The organism is Streptomyces fulvoviolaceus (genome assembly GCF_000718165.1).
In the GTDB taxonomy this organism is placed as follows: domain Bacteria; phylum Actinomycetota; class Actinomycetes; order Streptomycetales; family Streptomycetaceae; genus Streptomyces; species Streptomyces fulvoviolaceus.
In genome coordinates this window covers 58621-75872 of the sequence record NZ_JOEY01000015.1, presented here as the reverse complement: position 1 = coordinate 75872, position 17252 = coordinate 58621, and the positions used below count along the sequence as shown (strand labels likewise).

At 71.8% G+C, this 17252-nt stretch carries 13 protein-coding genes; all 13 read left to right on the top strand.

Annotated features, from left to right (window positions below; genetic code table 11):
• Positions 1–33 precede the first annotated feature (33 nt).
• Positions 34–1041 (top strand): hydroxyacid dehydrogenase, encoded by a 1008-nt coding sequence (locus IG08_RS0117300; protein WP_030602559.1) that lies wholly within the window; start codon positions 34–36, stop codon positions 1039–1041.
• Positions 1042–1130: 89 nt separating this feature from the next.
• Complete coding sequence (locus tag IG08_RS0117295) at positions 1131–1793, top strand: pyridoxamine 5'-phosphate oxidase family protein (RefSeq protein ID WP_030602557.1); 663 nt, start codon at positions 1131–1133, stop codon at positions 1791–1793.
• A gap of 58 nt (positions 1794–1851) precedes the next feature.
• Positions 1852–3192, top strand: coding sequence for a radical SAM protein (locus tag IG08_RS0117290; protein ID WP_030602555.1), 1341 nt, complete (start codon positions 1852–1854; stop codon positions 3190–3192).
• Between the two features lie 236 nt (positions 3193–3428).
• Complete coding sequence (locus IG08_RS0117285; protein WP_030602551.1) at positions 3429–4913, top strand: cellulose-binding domain-containing protein; 1485 nt, start codon at positions 3429–3431, stop codon at positions 4911–4913.
• 129 nt (positions 4914–5042) lie between these two features.
• Entirely contained in the window at positions 5043–6257 is a 1215-nt protein-coding gene (locus tag IG08_RS0117280) for an ROK family transcriptional regulator (protein ID WP_078655629.1), read from the top strand.
• Positions 6254–7309 carry a mandelate racemase/muconate lactonizing enzyme family protein gene (locus IG08_RS0117275; RefSeq protein ID WP_030602545.1) on the top strand — a complete coding sequence of 352 codons (1056 nt, stop codon included), beginning with the start codon at positions 6254–6256 and terminating at the stop codon, positions 7307–7309. Before IG08_RS0117280 ends, IG08_RS0117275 begins: the two co-directional genes overlap by 4 nt.
• A gap of 54 nt (positions 7310–7363) precedes the next feature.
• Entirely contained in the window at positions 7364–8941 is a 1578-nt protein-coding gene (locus IG08_RS0117270) for an ABC transporter substrate-binding protein (RefSeq protein WP_030602543.1), read from the top strand.
• A 3-nt stretch (positions 8942–8944) separates the two neighbouring features.
• Positions 8945–9898: an ABC transporter permease gene (locus tag IG08_RS0117265; protein WP_030602539.1), complete on the top strand. Its 954-nt coding sequence runs from the start codon at positions 8945–8947 to the stop codon at positions 9896–9898.
• A 151-nt stretch (positions 9899–10049) separates the two neighbouring features.
• Positions 10050–10898 (top strand): ABC transporter permease, encoded by an 849-nt coding sequence (locus IG08_RS0117260; RefSeq protein WP_030602536.1) that lies wholly within the window; start codon positions 10050–10052, stop codon positions 10896–10898.
• Positions 10895–11617 (top strand): SDR family NAD(P)-dependent oxidoreductase, encoded by a 723-nt coding sequence (locus tag IG08_RS0117255; RefSeq protein ID WP_030602533.1) that lies wholly within the window; start codon positions 10895–10897, stop codon positions 11615–11617. Before IG08_RS0117260 ends, IG08_RS0117255 begins: the two co-directional genes overlap by 4 nt.
• A 67-nt stretch (positions 11618–11684) precedes the next feature.
• A complete protein-coding gene (locus tag IG08_RS55860; protein WP_052424750.1) occupies positions 11685–13622 on the top strand; it encodes a right-handed parallel beta-helix repeat-containing protein in 1938 nt (645 codons plus the stop codon).
• Between the two features lie 121 nt (positions 13623–13743).
• Positions 13744–15477 (top strand): ABC transporter ATP-binding protein, encoded by a 1734-nt coding sequence (locus tag IG08_RS0117245; RefSeq protein WP_030602526.1) that lies wholly within the window; start codon positions 13744–13746, stop codon positions 15475–15477.
• The gene (locus IG08_RS0117240) at positions 15474–17219 is read left to right on the top strand and encodes an ABC transporter ATP-binding protein (RefSeq protein WP_030602522.1); all 1746 of its coding nucleotides are present in this window, start codon (positions 15474–15476) and stop codon (positions 17217–17219) included. The genes IG08_RS0117245 and IG08_RS0117240 overlap by 4 nt, the downstream gene beginning before the upstream one ends.
• Positions 17220–17252 lie beyond the last annotated feature (33 nt).

The window sequence follows — 17252 nt, the reverse complement described above, 5'->3', positions numbered from 1 at the left end:
TGTCTCCTCGTCGCCGACCGGAGGACCATCACCTTGACCGAGCGCCCCCAGGCACTGTTCGCCATGTCCGCCGAGAACGTGCCGCTGGTCTTCCCGTCGGAGGTGCTGGCGCGGTTGCGCGAGGTCGTCGACATCGAACCGGCCCTGGTCGCCGAGGACTTCACCGACCCGCGGATCAGGGAGACGCTCGCCCGCACCGAGATCCTCGTCACCGGCTGGGGCTGCCCCCGCCTCGACGCCACCGTCCTCGACGCGGCCCCGAAGCTGCGTGCGGTGCTCCACTCGGCCGGCTCGGTCAAGGGCTTCGCCACGCCCGAGATCTGGCAGCGGGGCATCGCCGTCTCCTCGGCGGCCGAGGCCAACGCGCTGCCCGTCGCCGAGTACACCCTCGCCATGATCCTGCTCGCCGGCAAGGACGTGTTCGTCCGTCGCGAGCGCCTGCGCACCGAGCGTGTCTCACCCGGCTGGGGAGTCGTTCCCGGCATCGGCAACCACGGCCGCCGCGTCGGCGTCATCGGCGCCTCCCGGATCGGCCGCCGCGTCCTGGCGCTCCTGCGCCCGCTCGACCTGCGGCCCGCCCTCACCGACCCGTACGTCGACGAGGCGCAGGCGGCCGAACTCGGCGTACCGCTCCTGGAGTTGGACGACCTCCTGCGCACCTCGGACATCGTCACGATCCACGCGCCCGAGACCCCGGAGACGCACCATCTGATCGGCGGCCGCGAGCTGGCCCTGATGCCCGACGGCGCGGTCCTGATCAACACCGCGCGCGGCGGACTGGTCGACCACGACGCCCTCGTCGGCGAACTGCGCGCCGGGCGCCTCAGCGCGATCCTCGACGTCACCGACCCCGAGCCGCTGCCCGCCGACTCGCCTCTCTTCGACCTGCCGAACGTCTTCGTCACCCCGCACCTCGCGGGCTCGCAGGGCAACGAGCTGGGCCGCCTGGGCGCGGCGGTCGTAGCGGAGGCGGAGCGGCTGACGTCCGGCGGGCAGGTGGCGTACCCGGTCGACCTCGCGGCGCTGGAGCGCGAAGCCTGAACTGCGGATTTCGTTGAATTTCCGAGTTCTTGTGCTGTTATTCGCAGGGATCTAGCCATGTGTGCGCGATATCGGTAGCGTCGGCCGCTATGACGCTCGACCCGCTCCCCGAGACCGACCTCACCCGCCACCGCCGCCTCCGTGATCAGGGCAGCCTCGACCGCGCCGATCTGCACGCGATCCTCGACGCCGGGTTCGTGTGCCACCTCGGCGTGGTGGTCGAGGGGCGGCCGCTGGTCGTGCCCACGGTGTACGGCCGGGACGAGGGGCAGCTCTATCTGCACGGCTCGGTGGCCAGCCGCAGTCTCGCGGGCGGCACTCCCGTATGCGTCACCGTCACGCACGTCGACGGGCTGGTCCTCGCCCGGTCCGTCTTCGAGCACGGGGTGAACTACCGCAGCGCGATGATCCACGGCGAGGCGCGCAAGGTCACCGACCCCGAGGAGAGGCTGGAGGGTCTGCGCCGCCTCACCGAGCACGCGGCGCCCGGGCAGTGGTCGTACGCCCGAAGCCCGAACCGCAAGGAACTCGCCGCCACGACCCTCCTCGCCCTCTCCCTCGAAGAGGCCTCGGTCAAGATCCGCACCGGTGCGCCCGACGACGGGGACGGGCCCGACGCGGAGCTGGGTCTGTGGGCCGGTGTGCTCCCGCTCGCCTCGGTGTGGGGTGCTCCCGTCGCCGATCCGCTGCTGCCTCCGGAAACCCCCGTACCAGCACACATTTCGCGGCGCGGGGGGACCCGGCACGGTTGATGTCGGAGCGAGGGCATACCGTGAGGAGTCGTACGCCTGAGCCGGGAGGAGACACGGGATGGGCAGCCGCACCGCACTGGTCGAGGATCTGATGGAGCGATTCCCGCATGTTCCACGGGAAGCCGTCTTCAAAGAGGACCTGCTGCGCGGTGGTGTGGCCTTCGACCCATCCGCGCTGAGCGACACCACCAACGAGGCAGCCGGCGAGGTCAAGCCGAAGTCGTACTTCATCTTCTCCTTCGACCACGGCACCCTGCCCGAGCTCGGCGAGGCCGCGCTGAGGCGGCCGCCGGAGGAGATCATCCTCACGGGCGGGCCGTACGACCTGCGGCGGACCGTGGTCTCCGTGCGCGTGAACCCGTCCTCGCCGTACCGGGTCGCCGCCGACGAGGAGGGCGTGCTCGGGCTCTACCTCGACGGGAAGCGGATCTCCGACGTCGGTGTGCCGCCGATGCCGGAGTACTACCGGCACAAGCTCTCCAACGGGAAGTCCGTGATGGAGGTGGCCCCGACGATCCAGTGGGGCTACCTGATCTATCTCACCGTCTTCCGGGTCTGCCAGTACTTCGGCGCCAAGGAGGAGTGCCAGTACTGCGACATCAACCACAACTGGCGCCAGCACAAGGCGGCGGGCCGCCCCTACACCGGCGTCAAGGACGTCGACGAGGTCCTCGAAGCGCTCGAGATCATCGACCGGTACGACACCGCGAAGGCGTCCACCGCCTACACCCTCACCGGCGGCGCGATCACCTCGAAGCTGCAGGGCCGTGACGAGGCCGACTTCTACGGTCTCTACGCCAAGGCCATCGAGGAGCACTTCCCCGGACGCTGGATCGGCAAGGTCGTCGCGCAGGCGCTGCCGCGCGACGACGTGCAGCGGTTCAAGGACTACGGCGTGCAGATCTACCACCCCAACTACGAGGTGTGGGACCGCCGGCTGTTCGAGCTGTACTGCCCCGGCAAGGAGCGTTACGTCGGCCGCGACGAGTGGCACAAGCGGATCCTCGACTCGGCGGAGGTCTTCGGCGCGCGCAACGTGATCCCCAACTTCGTGGCGGGCGTGGAGATGGCCGAGCCCTTCGGCTTCACGACGGTCGACGAGGCCATCGCCTCCACGACCGAGGGCCTGCGCTTCTTCATGTCGCACGGCATCACGCCCCGCTTCACCACCTGGTGCCCCGAGCCGACGACCCCGCTCGGCAAGGCCAACCCGCAGGGTGCGCCGCTGGAGTACCACATCCGCCTTCTCGAGGCCTACCGCGCGACGATGGACGACTTCGGCCTGTCCTCGCCTCCCGGTTACGGTCCGCCCGGGCCCGGCCGCGCGGTCTTCTCCGTCAGCTCGTTCATGGACAGCCTTCCGGCCCAGGAGCCGGTCGAGGTGCCGTCGGCGGGATAGTCGGCAAAGGGTCGAGGAATCGACAAAGAGGCCCGGATCGAACCGTCCGGGCCTTCTTTGCGTATGCCTGTACGAGCAACGGGAAGTGGCTGTGCCCGAACCCCCGGTAACCGGAAATGAATAGTGCGCTTGTCAGTTGTGTCGATAGCGTGAAAGGCTCGGGCCCTGCCGTGAGGTTCCCCACAACTCCGTTGCCAATAAGGTGAGTTGACCTCGCTCTCGATGCAGGAGACCCCTTGCCCGACCTGCCGACTCCCCAGGACGCCGCCGAAGCAGCGCTGTTCTCCGAGTGCTGGGATGCCGTGCTCTCCTACGCCGACCTGTGCACGGCCGGCTCCACCGCGGCCAACCAGCTGGCCGCGGAGGCATTCTCGCTCGGTATGCGCGAGGCCCGCGACGCGGATTCCGCTCCCGCCCGCGGCGCCGGCCGCCGCCCGGCCCACCTGCCCAGGATCCCCCTGCTGCTCACCGCCGTACGCACGACCGCGGCGGACTGGGAGCTCCAGGGGCAGGGCCACAAGCTCGACCCCGACCTGCGCCTGTGGCTCAACTCCGACAAGGCCGCCCGCTACACCGGCCCCCCGCTGCAGCGCCCGCTCGCGCTGCGCGGCCTGCGCGATCTGCAGGCGGCGGACGCGGAGTTGCTGTGGCTGGCCGAGGTGGAGGCGCTGCCGCTGTCCGTGGTGGCCCGAAGACTCGGCCTCGACCCGTCCAACGCGGCCGACGAACTCGCCCAGGTCCGCGGCCTGTTCAGGGACCGCAGCCACCGCAACCACCTCGACACACCGATGGACGCGCAGTGCCGGAGCTATGCCCGGCTGCTCGACGCGGTCACCCGGTCGAGCGCCGCCGACACCCCCGAGGATCTCTCCCGGCACCTCGCGCGGTGCGTGCAGTGCGCGGAGGCCGCCGCGTGTCTGCGGCTGCACGGGGGCGGACTGCCCGGGGCCCTCGCCGGCGGAGTGATCGGCTGGGGCGGCCTCGCCTATCTGGAGCGCCGCCGCCGGGCCGTCGAGGTGCGTCTGGGCGCCGGGCGCCCGGCCTCCCTGGACGGCGGACCCCCGAACCCCGGCGCTCACAAGGCACGTGTCGTGCGGGGCGGGCTCCTCGTCGCGGCCGTCCTCGTCTCCCTGCTGGCGCTCGCCGTCTCGATGATGCCGGGTGCCGACATGGACAACGGCGCCGCGCGGCCCAGTGATTCGGGCGAGGGCCAGCCGGTGGCGGCGGACCCCGGTTCGTCGTTCCCGTCCGCCACGGCGCGGCCGTCCGGCTCGGCGGAGCCCTCGGAAACCGGTGCCGCAGGCGCCTCCGAGTCGTCCGACCCGGAGAACCCCGACCCGGAGCCCCAGGGCACCTCTTCCTCCGCCACCGGCGGCGACGATCCGGCCCCGGGTGAGAGCGGATCGCCGCTCTGCAGCGTCCAGTACGACCTCGTCAACCAGTGGCCCGACGGCTTCCAGGCCTCCGTCACCGTCACCAGCGTCCGGGCCCTCGACTCCTGGCGCGTCGCCTGGTCCTTCAAGGACGGCCAGAAGGTGAACCAGATGTGGGACGCGAGCTTCACCCAGAGCGGCTCCCGCGTCACCGCCACCGCCGCCGACTACAACAAGTCGGTCCCCGCGGACGGCGACCTCTCCTTCGGCTTCCTCGCCTCCTGGCAGGGCAAGAACGCGCCGGCGTACGACTTCAGCCTGAACGGGCACAGCTGCACGAAGGGGTGAGCCGCCCGGACGGGCCCGGTGTCCATCTGGCGAGATCCTTCCCGTCGGCTGTTGCGTGGCGCCCCCGGTGTGACTTAATTTCTGAAATTAAGTCACACCGGGGGCTGCTGACAGGGGGGGGAAGCGACGATGAGAGCGGAAGGCATGCGCCGCGGCAACGCCTCGGCAGTGCTGCGTGCGGTGCTCGCCGACGGGCCGCTCTCCCGCGCGGACATCGTCCGCCGTACGGGACTGTCCGCGCCCAGCGTCACCAAGCTCACCGCCGTCCTCATGGACGCGGGCCTGCTGAGCGAACAGGCGCCGCTGGAGGCCACCCAGGGCCGGCCGCGTGTCCCCGTACGGATCGCCCCGCGGGGCCCGGTCGCCCTCGGTGTCCACATCGGTCTGCTGCGCACCACGCTAGGCCTGGTCGCCCTCGACGGCACGGTGATCTCGCAGTACGTCCTCGATCACGACGGCGACCTGGACCCGCGCCGTATCGCCGAGCAAGCCGTCGACGGGGCACGGGAGTTCGTCGCCGCCCGGCTCGGCGCCCGCACCCTCCTCGGTACCGGCATCAGCCTCGGCGGCTGGGTCGACGGCGAGATGGGCACGGTCGTCGAGCACAGCGCGCTCGGCTGGACCGACGTACGCCTGCTCGACCTGCTGGACGGGCGACTGCCCGGGCCCGTGGTGCTCGACCAGAACGTACGGGCCGCCGCGCGTGCCGAGTTGTGGTTCGGCGCCGGACGCGAGGCCGACGACTTCGTGTACATCTTCTTCGGCAACATCCTCGGCGCCGCCGTGGTCGTCGACCGGTCCGTGCACCGCGGCCCGGGTGCGGCGGCGGGCGGTATCGAGCACCTTCCGGTGAGCGGCGTCGAGGGCACTCCGTGTGCCTGCTGCGGTGCCGCCTGTCTGTCGGCGGTCGCGAGCGACGCCGTCCTCGTGGAGCGGGCCCGGGAGCGGGGCATCCTGGCCGCGGCCGACGAACACCTTCCGCTGGAGCGGCTCATCGCCGCCGCCCGCCCTGCCGGAACCGGCTCCGGCGACCTGCGTGCCCAGGACCTCCTGCGCACCCGCGCCCGGCACGCCGGACGCGCCGTCGCGACCGTCGCGGACCTGCTCAACCCGAGCCGCGTGGTCCTGGCCGGCGGCATCGTCGCCGCCGAGGAGTACCTGACCGACCTGCGCGCCGAGGTCACCGACCGGGTGCACCGGGGCTGGAGCGCCGACGAGCGGATCGTGCCCAGCACCTTCGGCTCGGGCACGCTGGTCGTCGCTTCCGCGATGCCGTTGCTGGAGGGCGTCTACCAGGACCCGATCGCCGCGCTCGGCCTGGACGGGAAAGCGGAGGCGTCATGAGCGGTGAGCGGGCTGAGTGGGAGCTCTTCCGCGTGGCCGTCAGCGCGCGCACCGAGTGGCTGGTGCTGCGCGTCGAGGGGGTGGACGGCTCGTACGGGTACGGGGAGTGCTCGGACGCCGGCGCCCTGGACGTCGTACTGAAGGAACTCGACGAACCCGGGGCGGACGACTTCGCCGCCGTCACCGTGCGCGGGGGTCTCGAACAGGCCCGGCTGGACCGCGAGGCGCGGCAGGCCGGGGTGTCGCTGCGGCGGCTGCTCACCGGTGAACTACCGCCGGAATCCGTCGAGTTGTACGCCAACATCAACCGCGTTCCCGGCGGACGCACCCCGCGCGAGGTCGCCCGGGTCGCCGAGGCGGCCGTGCGTGACGGCTTCACGGCGGTCAAGCTCGCTCCCTTCGACACTCCCGACGGCGACAGGCGGCGCACCCTCGCCGAGATCGGCCTGGAGCGGGTGCGGGCCGTGCGGGACGCCGTCGGTGACCGCGTCGATGTCATGGTCGATGTCCACGAACGCCTTACCCTCGCCGAACTCGCCCCGCTGCTCGGGCCGTTCGAGGAGCTGGGCCTGTACTGGCTGGAGGACGGCGTCGGCATCGGCCACCCGGCCGAACTCGCCGAGCTGCGGGCACGCACCGAACTGCGGTTGGCCGGAGGGGAGTTCGCCTTCCGGTGCGAGGACGTCCATGCCGTACGCGGACTGCTCGACGTCTTCCTGCCCGACGTGAAGCACGCGGGCGGACCACGCACCGCGCTCGATCTGGCCGCCGACGCGGGTCCTGCCCGCATCTCCTTCCACAACCCCTCGGGCCCCGTCGCCACCCTGCACGCGGCCCAGCTCACGCCCGCGCACCTCGCGGAACGCCTGGAGTACGCCTACGGCGAGGTCCCCTGGCGTTCCGACGTGGTCCACGGAGCCGAGCGCGTCCAGGGCGGTCGGCTCACCCTGACCGACGCCCCCGGCATCGGCCTCGACCTCGACACCGAGCACCCGGCGGTCACGCGGGTGTGGAGCGGGCGGCTCGAGCCGCGTCCGTCCTGTCGCAGCTGACGCCCGCCCGCTTCACACGGCCTCATCTCCCTTCCTGTCAAACGGAGTTCCGTCATGCCTTCGCACACCCCTGCCCCCGAAGGACTCACGCTGTCCCGCCGCCGCCTGCTCGCCGCGATCGGCGTCGGCGGTGCCCTGCTCGCCGTGCCCGCCTGCCGCAGCGCCGCCGAGGAGAGCTCCACCGGGGGAGCCGCCGAGAAGGGCGGCACGCTGAAGATCGCGCAGACCGCCGACATCGCGCCCGCGACCCTCTTCGGCCAGAACAACCCGAACTTCACGCTCGCCCGCACGGTCTTCAACACCCTGACCGAGTACGACCACAAGACGCTCGAGCCCAAGCCCTCCCTCGCGGAGTCCTGGACCGTCGCCGCCGACCAGAAGTCGATCACCCTGAAGCTCCGCAAGGGTGTCACCTTCCACAGCGGCCGCCCCTTCACCGCGGCGGACGTCACCTTCGCCCTGGAGAACCTGACGAAGGAGACGATCGCCTCCCAGCTCAAGCACGTCGCCCTCGCCGTCCGGAGGATCACCGAGGACGACGAGCACACGATCACGCTCGACCTGGCCCACCCGGTCAGCAACCTCTTCGATCTCTTCGAGATCCTGCTCATCGTCGACAAGGAGTCCATCGGCGAGCTGCTCAAGGGCACGAAGATCATCGGCACCGGCCCGTTCGAGGTCGCCGACCACACCCCCGGCACCGGCCTCGACCTCCAGCGTTACGACGGCTATTGGAAGAAGGGCGCCCCGCTGCTCGACGCCGTCGAGGTCACCGTCGTCAGCCAGTCCGCCTCGATGGTCTCCTCCCTGCGCTCCGGCGGCACCCACCTCCTCGTCGACGTGGCGCCCCTGGACGCGGCCTCGGTCAAGAGCGACGACCGCTTCGAGGTCACCGTCTCCGACGCCCACGACTCCGGCTTCTACGTCGCCTCCAACGTCAGGGTGAAGCCGCTCGACGACAAGCGCGTCCGTCAGGCCGTCGCCTGGGCCGTCGACCGCGACCGCATCCTCAGCCAGGTCCTCGGCGGCATCGGCACGGTCACCTCCCTTCCCTGGGCGACGAGTTCACCGGCGTACGACAAGACGAAGGCCGCCCACTACAGCCGAGACCTGACCAAGGCCAAGGCGCTCATCAGAGCGGCGGGCGCCGACGGCAGGACCGTCAAGGTCGTCTACAACGCGGGCCTCGCCACCAACGCGAAGATCGCCGAGATCGTCCAGTACGACCTCACGCAGATCGGGCTGGACGCCAAGGCCGAACCGCTCCAGGCAGCCGACTTCCTCGCCAAGCTGCAAGCAGGGGAACTGCCCGGCCTGTTCATCAACGGTCACGGCTTCGGCCAGCTCCACCCGGCCACCCTCGTCAAGGGCGCCTTCCCCTTCAACGCCGACAAGAACGCCTCCAACTTCGACAGCGACGAATACCGCCGACTGGCCGACCGGTTGTGGAAGACGACCGAGGAGTCCGAGGCCAAGGAGGTCGCAGACCAGCTCAACGACCTGCTCCTGGAAGAGCAGTTCGTGTCCGACCTCGTCGCGAGCTCCCACACCTTCACGCTCAGCAGCAAGGTGAGCGGCCTCAACTGGACGATGTACGACTACCTCGACCTCGACGCCACGGCGATCGGCTGAGACGTGCTGCGCTACGCCCTCCGACGGCTCCCGTCCGCCCTGCTGGTCCTGCTCGTCGCCTCTGTGCTGGTCTTCGGCGTCCTCCGGCTCGCACCGGGGGACCCGGCCGTCGTCCTCGCCGGTCCGGACGCCTCCCCGGCCACGGTCGCCGAGGTCCGCGCCTCGCTCGGCCTCGACTCCCCGCTGCCGGCCCAGTACTGGACCTGGCTCACCGGCGTCCTCACCGGGGACCTCGGCACGTCCTTCATCCTGGGTGCGCCCATCGCCACGCTCATCGGGCACGGCCTCGGCAACACGCTCGAACTCACCGTCGCGGCCCTGCTGTTGGCGGTGGCGGGCGGGGGCGCGGCGGGCTTCGCGCTGGGCACGGCCCGGCGTCCGGCCGTACGCGGTCTGGTCGGCGGCGCGGTGAATCTCGCGCTCGCCGTCCCGCCGTACGCCACGGGCGTCCTCCTCGTGCTCGTCTTCGCGGTCGCGCTCCCGGTGCTGCCCGCCTCCGGCCACGAGTCGCTCCTCGCCGACCCGGTGATCGGCGCCCAGTACCTGCTGCTGCCCGCGGTCTGCCTGGCGCTGCCCACCGGTGCCGTTCTCGCCCGCTTCCTCGCCACCGCCCTGCGCAGGGCGGAGCAGGAGGACTACGTCCGCACCGGCCACGGCAAGGGTCTGCCCCGGCGCCACCTGCTGGCCCGGCACGTGCTGCCCGGTGCGCTGCCGCCCGTGGTGACCGTCCTCGGCATCCAGACCGGTCAGCTGCTCGGCGGCGCGATCGTCGTCGAGGCGGTGTACGCGTGGCCCGGCCTGGGCCAGCTCCTCCTCCAGGCCGTGCTCGGCCGGGACTACCTGCTCGTCCAGGACCTGCTGCTGTTCGCGGTCGCCGTGTTCGTCGTCCTGCAGACCCTCACGGATCTGGTGCAGGCGCGGCTGGATCCGCGGGTGCGGATGGGAGGGGCCGGGTGAGCGGCGTCATGGTGGGCCGGGGGAGCGGAGTGGGCGGGGTCTTGGTGGGGCAGAGACGGCGGGCGGCCCGGACGAATGCGGTTGCCTTCATACGGCTACGGCTACGGCTACGGCTACGGCCACGGCCGTGGCTGTGGATCGGAGCGCTTGGATGAGTGCCGTCGTCGCCGTTCGAGGACAGGTCCGCCGCGTCACGCGCTCCCGCGCACTCGTCGCGCCCGCCGCCCGCTGGGGCCTCGCGCTGGTGCTCCTGCTGACGCTGGCCGGCGTCGCCGCGCCTCTCCTGACTCCCTACTCGCCCCTCACTCAAGGTCCCGAAGCCCTTCTCGGCCCTGTCCCCCAACACCCGCTCGGCACCGACGAGTTCGGCCGTGACCTGCTCAGCCGTATCCTCTACGGCATCCGGCTCGACCTGCTCGTCGCCGCCACGGCCGTGCCGCTCGGCGGGCTCGCCGGGGTCGTCCTCGGTGTCCTGTGCGGCCTGCACCCCGCGCTCGACGTCGTCCTGCAGCGTGTCTTCGACGTGATGCTGGCGTTCACCGCGCTGATCCTCGGCGTCACCCTTGCCGCGATCCTGGGTCCGGGCACCGCCGCGGTCTTCTGGACCGTCGCCGGCATCAACGTGCCGCTGTTCGGGCGGATCGCCCGGGACGCCGTCCGCTCCGAGCAGGACCGCGAGTACGTGCTCGCGGCCGTGGCGCTGGGGGCGGGGCGGCCCCGGATCCTGTTCGGCGAGATCCTGCCGAACATCCTCGACGCCCTGGTCGTCCAGGCCGCGCTGTCCCTGTCCACGGCCGTCTTCGTCGAAGGCGCGATGAGCTTCGTCGGCATCGGCGTCAGCCCGCCGACCCCCTCGCTGGGCGCCTTGCTGCGTACCGGCGCCACCTTCCTGGACGACAGTCCGGCCTACGCGCTCGGCCCGGTCGCCGTCGTGGTCGGACTCGTCATCGGCTTCAACCTGCTCGCCGACGGACTGAACAAGGGGTTGCTGAAGCGATGACCACCACCGCTGTCGTGACCGGTGCCGCCCGCGGCATCGGGCGCGCGATCGCCACCGAACTCGCCGAGCGAGGGCACGAAGTCGTCGCCGTCGACGTCCTGGAGTCCGTGAAGTCGACTGTCACCGACCGGATCCGGGCCGTCGTCGCCGACCTCACCGACCCTCAGACGCCGGGCCAGGTACTCGACGGGAAGCCTGGCCTTCTCGTCAACTGCGCCTTCAGTGAGGCGCGTTCACTCCTCCTCGACGCGACCGACGACGGCTGGCGGCACACCTTCGACGTCAGCCTGCACGCGGCCGTCCGCCTCTCCCGCGCCTTCGCCGCCCGCCTGATTCCGGAGGGCAGGCCAGGCGCGATCGTCAACATCGCCTCCGTCCACGCCCAGTTCGCCGCGGCCGAGTTCGGCGCCTACTCCGCCGCCAAGGCCGGACTCGTCGCCTTCACCCGCACGGCCGCCCTGGAGTGGGGCCCGCACGGCATCCGGGTCAACGCGGTCGCGCCCGGGCTGATCCTCGTCGAGCGCAACGCCCATCTGGCCGAGGATCCCGAGGAGTTGGCCGCCCGGGTCCGGCCCTATCCGCTGCGGCGCCCTGGACTGCCCCACGAGGTGGCCAAGGCTGTCGCGTTCCTCGCCGGGGACGACGCCTCGTTCGTCACCGGTGCCGTACTGCCCGTAGACGGCGGTCTGTCCGCCCGTATCCCGGAAGTGGCCCTGTGACCCGATGTAGCTGCACTGCTCGCTCGACTCCCCCCTTCGGCCGACACATTCCTCACGGAGTCCCTCCATGCGCCTGCGCAGCACCGCCCTGCTCGCCTGCCTGACGGCCCTCGGCACCGGCCTCGCGGCCGCCCCGCCGGCCCAGGCGGCCGCCACGACGTACTACGTCGACTGCTCCGCCACCACCAACGGCAGCGGCACGTCCGCCTCCCCCTACAACACCCTGACCTCGGCCAACGCCCTGACCCTCACGGCAGGCGACCAGGTTCTCCTCAAGCGCGGCACGGCCTGCTCGGGCCGGTTCGCCCCGGATGCCACCGGCACCGCCGCCGCCCCGGTCGTCATCGGTGCCTACGGCAGCGGCGACCTGCCCGCGATCAACGCCGACGGCGAGGTCGACGCCGTACTCCTCGACAACACGCCGTACACCACGGTCCAGGACCTGGAGCTGACGGCCGACGGCGACAACACGGCGTATCGGCGCGGGGTTCACGTGTACGCCGAGGACGCCGGAACCGTCAGCGGCATCACCCTCCAGCGCCTCGACATCCACGACGTGCGCGGCGTCCTGCCCGCCACGGTCAGTGGCAACTACCACGGCACCGGCAAGTACGCGAACGCCACCGGCGGCATCGTCATCGAGGCCCAGGGCACCACCACGCCCACCGCCTTCGCCGACACCCACATCCTGGACAACGAGGTCCACTCCGTGGACCGCCAGGGCATCTACACCTGGTCCAACTGGTGCAAGCGCGACCAGCTCGCCGCGTTCTGGCAGGACTCCCTCTGCTTCGCCGACTGGAAGGCCTCCACCGGCCTGGTCGTACGCGGCAACGACCTGCGGGACATCGGCGGCGACGGCATCGTCGCCAAGGGCCAGGACGGCGCGCTCGTCGAGCACAACACGGTCACCGGCTTCAACGAGCGGGCGGGCAGCGTCAACATCGGCATCTGGACCGCCAACAGCGACAACGGCGTCTTCCAGTACAACGAGGTCTCCGGCGGCAACACCACCAAGGACGGCCAGTCCTACGACGTCGACCACTCCACGAAGAACACCCTCTTCCAGTACAACCTCTCCCACGACAACGACGGCGGCTTCTTCCTGCTCTGCCCCTACGACACCCCGGTCACGGACTTCGTGATCCGCTACAACATCTCCGTCAACGACCGCACCCGCACCTTCCAGGTCTGCAGCGGCGAGATCGAGAACGGGCAGATCTACAACAACACCGTCGCGGTGGGCGGCGGGCTGAGCCCCGTCTTCCTGACCGAGTCCACCTCGGCGTCCCTGGACCTGTCGTTCACGAACAACATCGTGCGCAAGACCGGGAGCGGATCGGTGAGTTGGAGCTTCTCCGACTCGGGCGTCACCTTCGACCACAACGCCTTCCACGGCGTGACCGCCCCGACCGGCGCGACCAACTCGGTCACGACGGCCCCCGGTCTCGTCGCCCCCGGCACCCGTGACCCCGCCGGCTACCGCCTGCTCACCGGTTACGGCACCCTCGGTACCGGCGCGGTCGTCTCCGGCAACGGCGGCCTCGACTACTACGGCAACTCCGTCTCGGCCACGTCGGCCCCCAACATCGGTGCCTACAACGGCAGCGGCACCAGCACCCCCGTTCTGACCGACATCTTCGACACCCTCGCCTCATCGTGGACGATCACCGGCACGGCGGCCGTGGCCACCGACCCGGCGGGCGACCTCGGCAACTCCGGGCAGCTCACCGGCGCTTCGGCCCTCACCCGGGCCATCTCCGGCACCACCTCCCGCCGGCTCTCGTCCCTCGTCCGTTCCGACTCCGCGTCCGCGCCGGTGACGGTCGAGGCCCTGAACTCCGCGGGCACGGTCGTCGCCACGGCCACCCCCGCCGACACCACGGCCGGCGAATGGCACCGTGTGGAGCTGACCGCTCCGTCGACCGCGACGACGCTGCGGCTGCGGGCGACATCGGGCGGGACGTCGTACGTCGACGATGTGATCGTGCAACCGGAAGCCTGAAACCGGAAGCCTGAAAAGGCGCTTGGTGAAGACCCTGGCCCCCGGACAGGAATCTGGTTAGCCTTACCTAAGTTTTCCTGTGCGGTGTCTGAGCGCCGTGAATTCCGGTCCGGGGGGATGGGTGAGAGAAGCGGGCCTGCCCGGACGGAGCGTGCTGTGGGGCGCGGTCGTCGGCCAACGCCGTGACATCGCGCTCGGCGCGCTGCTCGGCATGGGGCACCAGACGGGCGAGGCGCTGGTGCCGGTCCTCATCGGTGTGGCCGTCGACCGGGGGATCGTGGACGGCGACGCCGCCGGGCTGCTGTTGTGGCTCGGTGTGCTGGCCGTCGTCTACGTCGGTCTCTCCTTCAGCTGGCGCGGCAGTGCCCGGGCCGGTGAACGCGCCTCCGTCGTCGCCGCGCACCTTCTCCGAACCCGGTTGGTCGGCCGCCTGCTCGCGCCCGAAGGGGGTGCGGAGGACGGCCGGCTGCACGGCGAGCTGGCGAACACCGCCACCGAGGACGCCCGACGGGTCGGCGGCGTCGCCATGGCGATCATCGTCGCCGTCGCGTCCGCCGCCGGTCTGGTGGTCGGCGCGGTCGTCCTGCTGCTGATGTCCGTCCCCCTCGGGCTCCTCGTCCTGTTCGGCGCCCCGCTGCTGCTGTGGCTGGGGCATCTGCTGAGCAAGCCGCTGGAACGACGCAGTGAGACCGAGCAGGAACGCGCGGCACGGGCCTCGGGCGTCGCCGCCGACCTCGTGGCCGGACTGCGCGTCCTCAAGGGCATCGGTGCCGAACCGGCGGCCGCCGCCCGCTACCGGCGCATCAGCCAGGGCGCGCTGACCGCCACCCTGCGCGCGGCCCGCGCCGAGGCCTGGCAGAGCGGCGTACTGACCATCCTCACCGGGGCGTTCCTCGCCCTGGTCGCCCTCGTCGGCGGGCGGCTCGCCGCACGCGGCGACATCGGCCTCGGCGAACTCGTCTCGTCCGTCGCCCTGGCCCTCTTCCTCATCGGCCCGCTCTCCGAATTCTCCTGGGTCAACGCGGAGTTGGCGCAGGGCCGCGCGTCCGCCGCCCGCATCGCCGCGATCCTCGACGCCCCGCCCGCCGTGAGGTCCACACCGTCCGAGCGGCGCCCCTTCGAGGGACGACTGCGGCTGCGCGGCCTGTCCTACGGCTCCCTGCGCGGCGTGGATCTCGACATCGCCCCCGGCGAGACGGTCGGCGTCGTCACCACCGACCCCGCCGACGCGGCCGCCCTGCTGCACTGCCTCGGCCGCCGCGCCGACCCGGACAAGGGCGCCGTAGAGCTGGACGGCACCGAACTGCCCGCGCTGGACCTCGCGCAGGTCCGCACCGCGATCCTGGTGGCCGAGCACGACGCGGACCTGTTCGAGGGGACGGTCCTCGAGAACGTCACTGCCGCGTCCGGTGGGCAAGTCACTGCCGCGTCCGGTCAGCACGTATCCGCTGCGTCCGGTGAGCAGGTCTCCGCCGCAATCACCGCATCCGGCACCGACGAGGTCGTCCGCACCCTCCCCGACGGCGCCGACACCCCCGTCACCGCACGCGGGCGCTCCCTCTCCGGAGGTCAGCGGCAGCGGGTCGCCCTCGCCCGGGCGCTGGCCGCCGACGCGCCGGTCCTCGTCGTCCACGAACCCACCACGGCCGTCGACAGCGTCACCGAGGTGCGGATCGCCGCCGGGATCAGGGACCTGAGAAGGGGCCGCACCACCGTCCTCGTCACCAACAGCCCCGCCCTGCTCGCCGTGACCGACCGGGTCCTCCTCCTCGACGAGGGCAGGGTCGCCGCGGCCGGCGACCACGAGCGGCTGGTCCACGAACACGCCGACTACCGTGCCGCGGTGGTGACATGAACGAGTCCCTACTGCCCGTCGCCGCACCGGCCCGCACCCGCGCGGCGGTCGCCGAACTACTGCGCCCGCACCGGGCGTTGGCCCTGACGGCGTTCGCCGTCATGACCGGCTCCACCGCCGTCGGACTGCTCGTGCAGCCCCTCCTGGGCCGGATCGTCGACCTCGCCGCCGAGCACGGTTCCGTCGACGCCATCACCACCACGGTGGCCCTCCTCGTGGCCGTCGCCGTGGCCCAGGGCATCACTGCGGGCCTCGGGCTGTCCCTGATCTCCCGGCTCGGTGAGACGACCCTGGCCCGACTGCGCGAGCAGTTCGTCGAACGGGCGCTGGGCCTGCCGCTGGAGCGGGTCGAGAAGGCCGGAGCCGGCGACCTGACCGCACGGGTCACCGCCGACGTGTCCCTCATCGCCGACGCCGTCCGAAGTGCCCTTCCCGAACTGGCCCGTTCGCTCCTCACCATCGTCCTCACCCTGGGGGCCCTCGCCCTGCTCGACTGGCGGTTCCTGCTGGCCGCGCTGCTGGCCGTGCCCGTGCAGGTGCTCACCGCCCGCTGGTACGTCACCCGGGCCGTACCCCTCTACGCCGCGCAGCGCGTGGCCGCCGGCGCCCAACAGCAGCAACTGCTCGACACCGTCGCCGGCAGCTCCACCGTCCGCGCCTTCCGGCTGGAGCGGGAGCACAGCGAGCGGGTCACCGAGCGCTCCCGGTCCGTGGTGGAGCTGACGATGCGCGGGGTCCGGCTCGTCCTCGGCTTCTACAGCCGCCTCCACATCGCCGAGTACATCGGCCTGGCCGCCGTACTGACCACCGGCTACTGGCTGGTCCGCCAGGACTCGGCGTCCATCGGCACGGCGACCGCCGCCGCCCTCTACTTCCACAGCCTCTTCACCCCCGTCAACGCCGCCCTCGCCCTCCTCGACGACGCCCAGGCGGCCACGGCGGGCCTCGCCCGCCTCGTCGGCGTCACCGACCAGCCGCCCCCGCCGGCGGGCCGCAGCGTCGGGGCCGGCGACGTCGACGTCACGGTCCGCGGGCTCAGCCACGCCTACCGCCCCGGTCAACTCGTCCTCCGGGACGTCAACCTGACGATCCGTCACGGAGAGCGGGTGGCCCTCGTCGGTGCCAGCGGCGCCGGGAAGACCACCCTGGCCCGGCTCGTCGCGGGCATCCAAGCACCTACAGCCGGCAGCGTCCTGGTGGGCGGCGTTCCCCCCACCGCACTCGGCCCGACCGGCGTCGCCCTGATCACCCAGGAGACCCATGTATTCGCCGGCCCGCTCTCCGACGACCTGCGCCTGGCCCGCCCCGACGCCACGGACGACGAACTGCGCGCCGCACTCGACAGCGTCGACGCCCTCGACTGGGCCGAGGCCCTGCCCGACGGTCTCGCCACCGTCGTAGGAAACGGTGGGCACCGCCTCGACGGCGCCCGCACCCAGGCCCTCGCCCTCGCCCGGCTGATCCTCGCCGACCCGTCCCTCGTCATCCTCGACGAGGCCACCGCCGAGGCGGGCAGCGCCGGAGCGCGCGCCCTGGAGAAGGCCGTCACCCGCGCCGTGGACGGCCGCACCGCGCTGATCGTCGCCCACCGCCTCAGCCAGGCGGCGGTGGCCGACCGCATCGTCGTCATGGAGTCCGGCCGCGTCGTCGAGACCGGCACCCACGACGAACTCCGCGCCGGCCAGGGTCCGTACGCCGCCCTCTGGGAGGCGTGGTCGGACACCCGCGGCAGCGGCCCCTAGCCCCCCACGGTCCCTTGTTCCCCGCACCACCTG

What these genes read in the sequence shown, in the direction of transcription:
- IG08_RS0117240 (WP_030602522.1), top strand. Translation starts at nt 15,474, where the DNA reads ATGAACGAGTCCCTACTGCCCGTCGCCGCACCGGCCCGCACCCGCGCG.
- IG08_RS0117260 (WP_030602536.1), top strand. Translation starts at nt 10,050, where the DNA reads ATGAGTGCCGTCGTCGCCGTTCGAGGACAGGTCCGCCGCGTCACGCGC.
- IG08_RS0117295 (WP_030602557.1), top strand. Translation starts at nt 1,131, where the DNA reads ATGACGCTCGACCCGCTCCCCGAGACCGACCTCACCCGCCACCGCCGC.
- IG08_RS0117280 (WP_078655629.1), top strand. Translation starts at nt 5,043, where the DNA reads ATGAGAGCGGAAGGCATGCGCCGCGGCAACGCCTCGGCAGTGCTGCGT.
- IG08_RS0117290 (WP_030602555.1), top strand. Translation starts at nt 1,852, where the DNA reads ATGGGCAGCCGCACCGCACTGGTCGAGGATCTGATGGAGCGATTCCCG.
- IG08_RS0117270 (WP_030602543.1), top strand. Translation starts at nt 7,364, where the DNA reads ATGCCTTCGCACACCCCTGCCCCCGAAGGACTCACGCTGTCCCGCCGC.
- IG08_RS0117255 (WP_030602533.1), top strand. Translation starts at nt 10,895, where the DNA reads ATGACCACCACCGCTGTCGTGACCGGTGCCGCCCGCGGCATCGGGCGC.
- IG08_RS55860 (WP_052424750.1), top strand. Translation starts at nt 11,685, where the DNA reads ATGCGCCTGCGCAGCACCGCCCTGCTCGCCTGCCTGACGGCCCTCGGC.
- IG08_RS0117275 (WP_030602545.1), top strand. Translation starts at nt 6,254, where the DNA reads ATGAGCGGTGAGCGGGCTGAGTGGGAGCTCTTCCGCGTGGCCGTCAGC.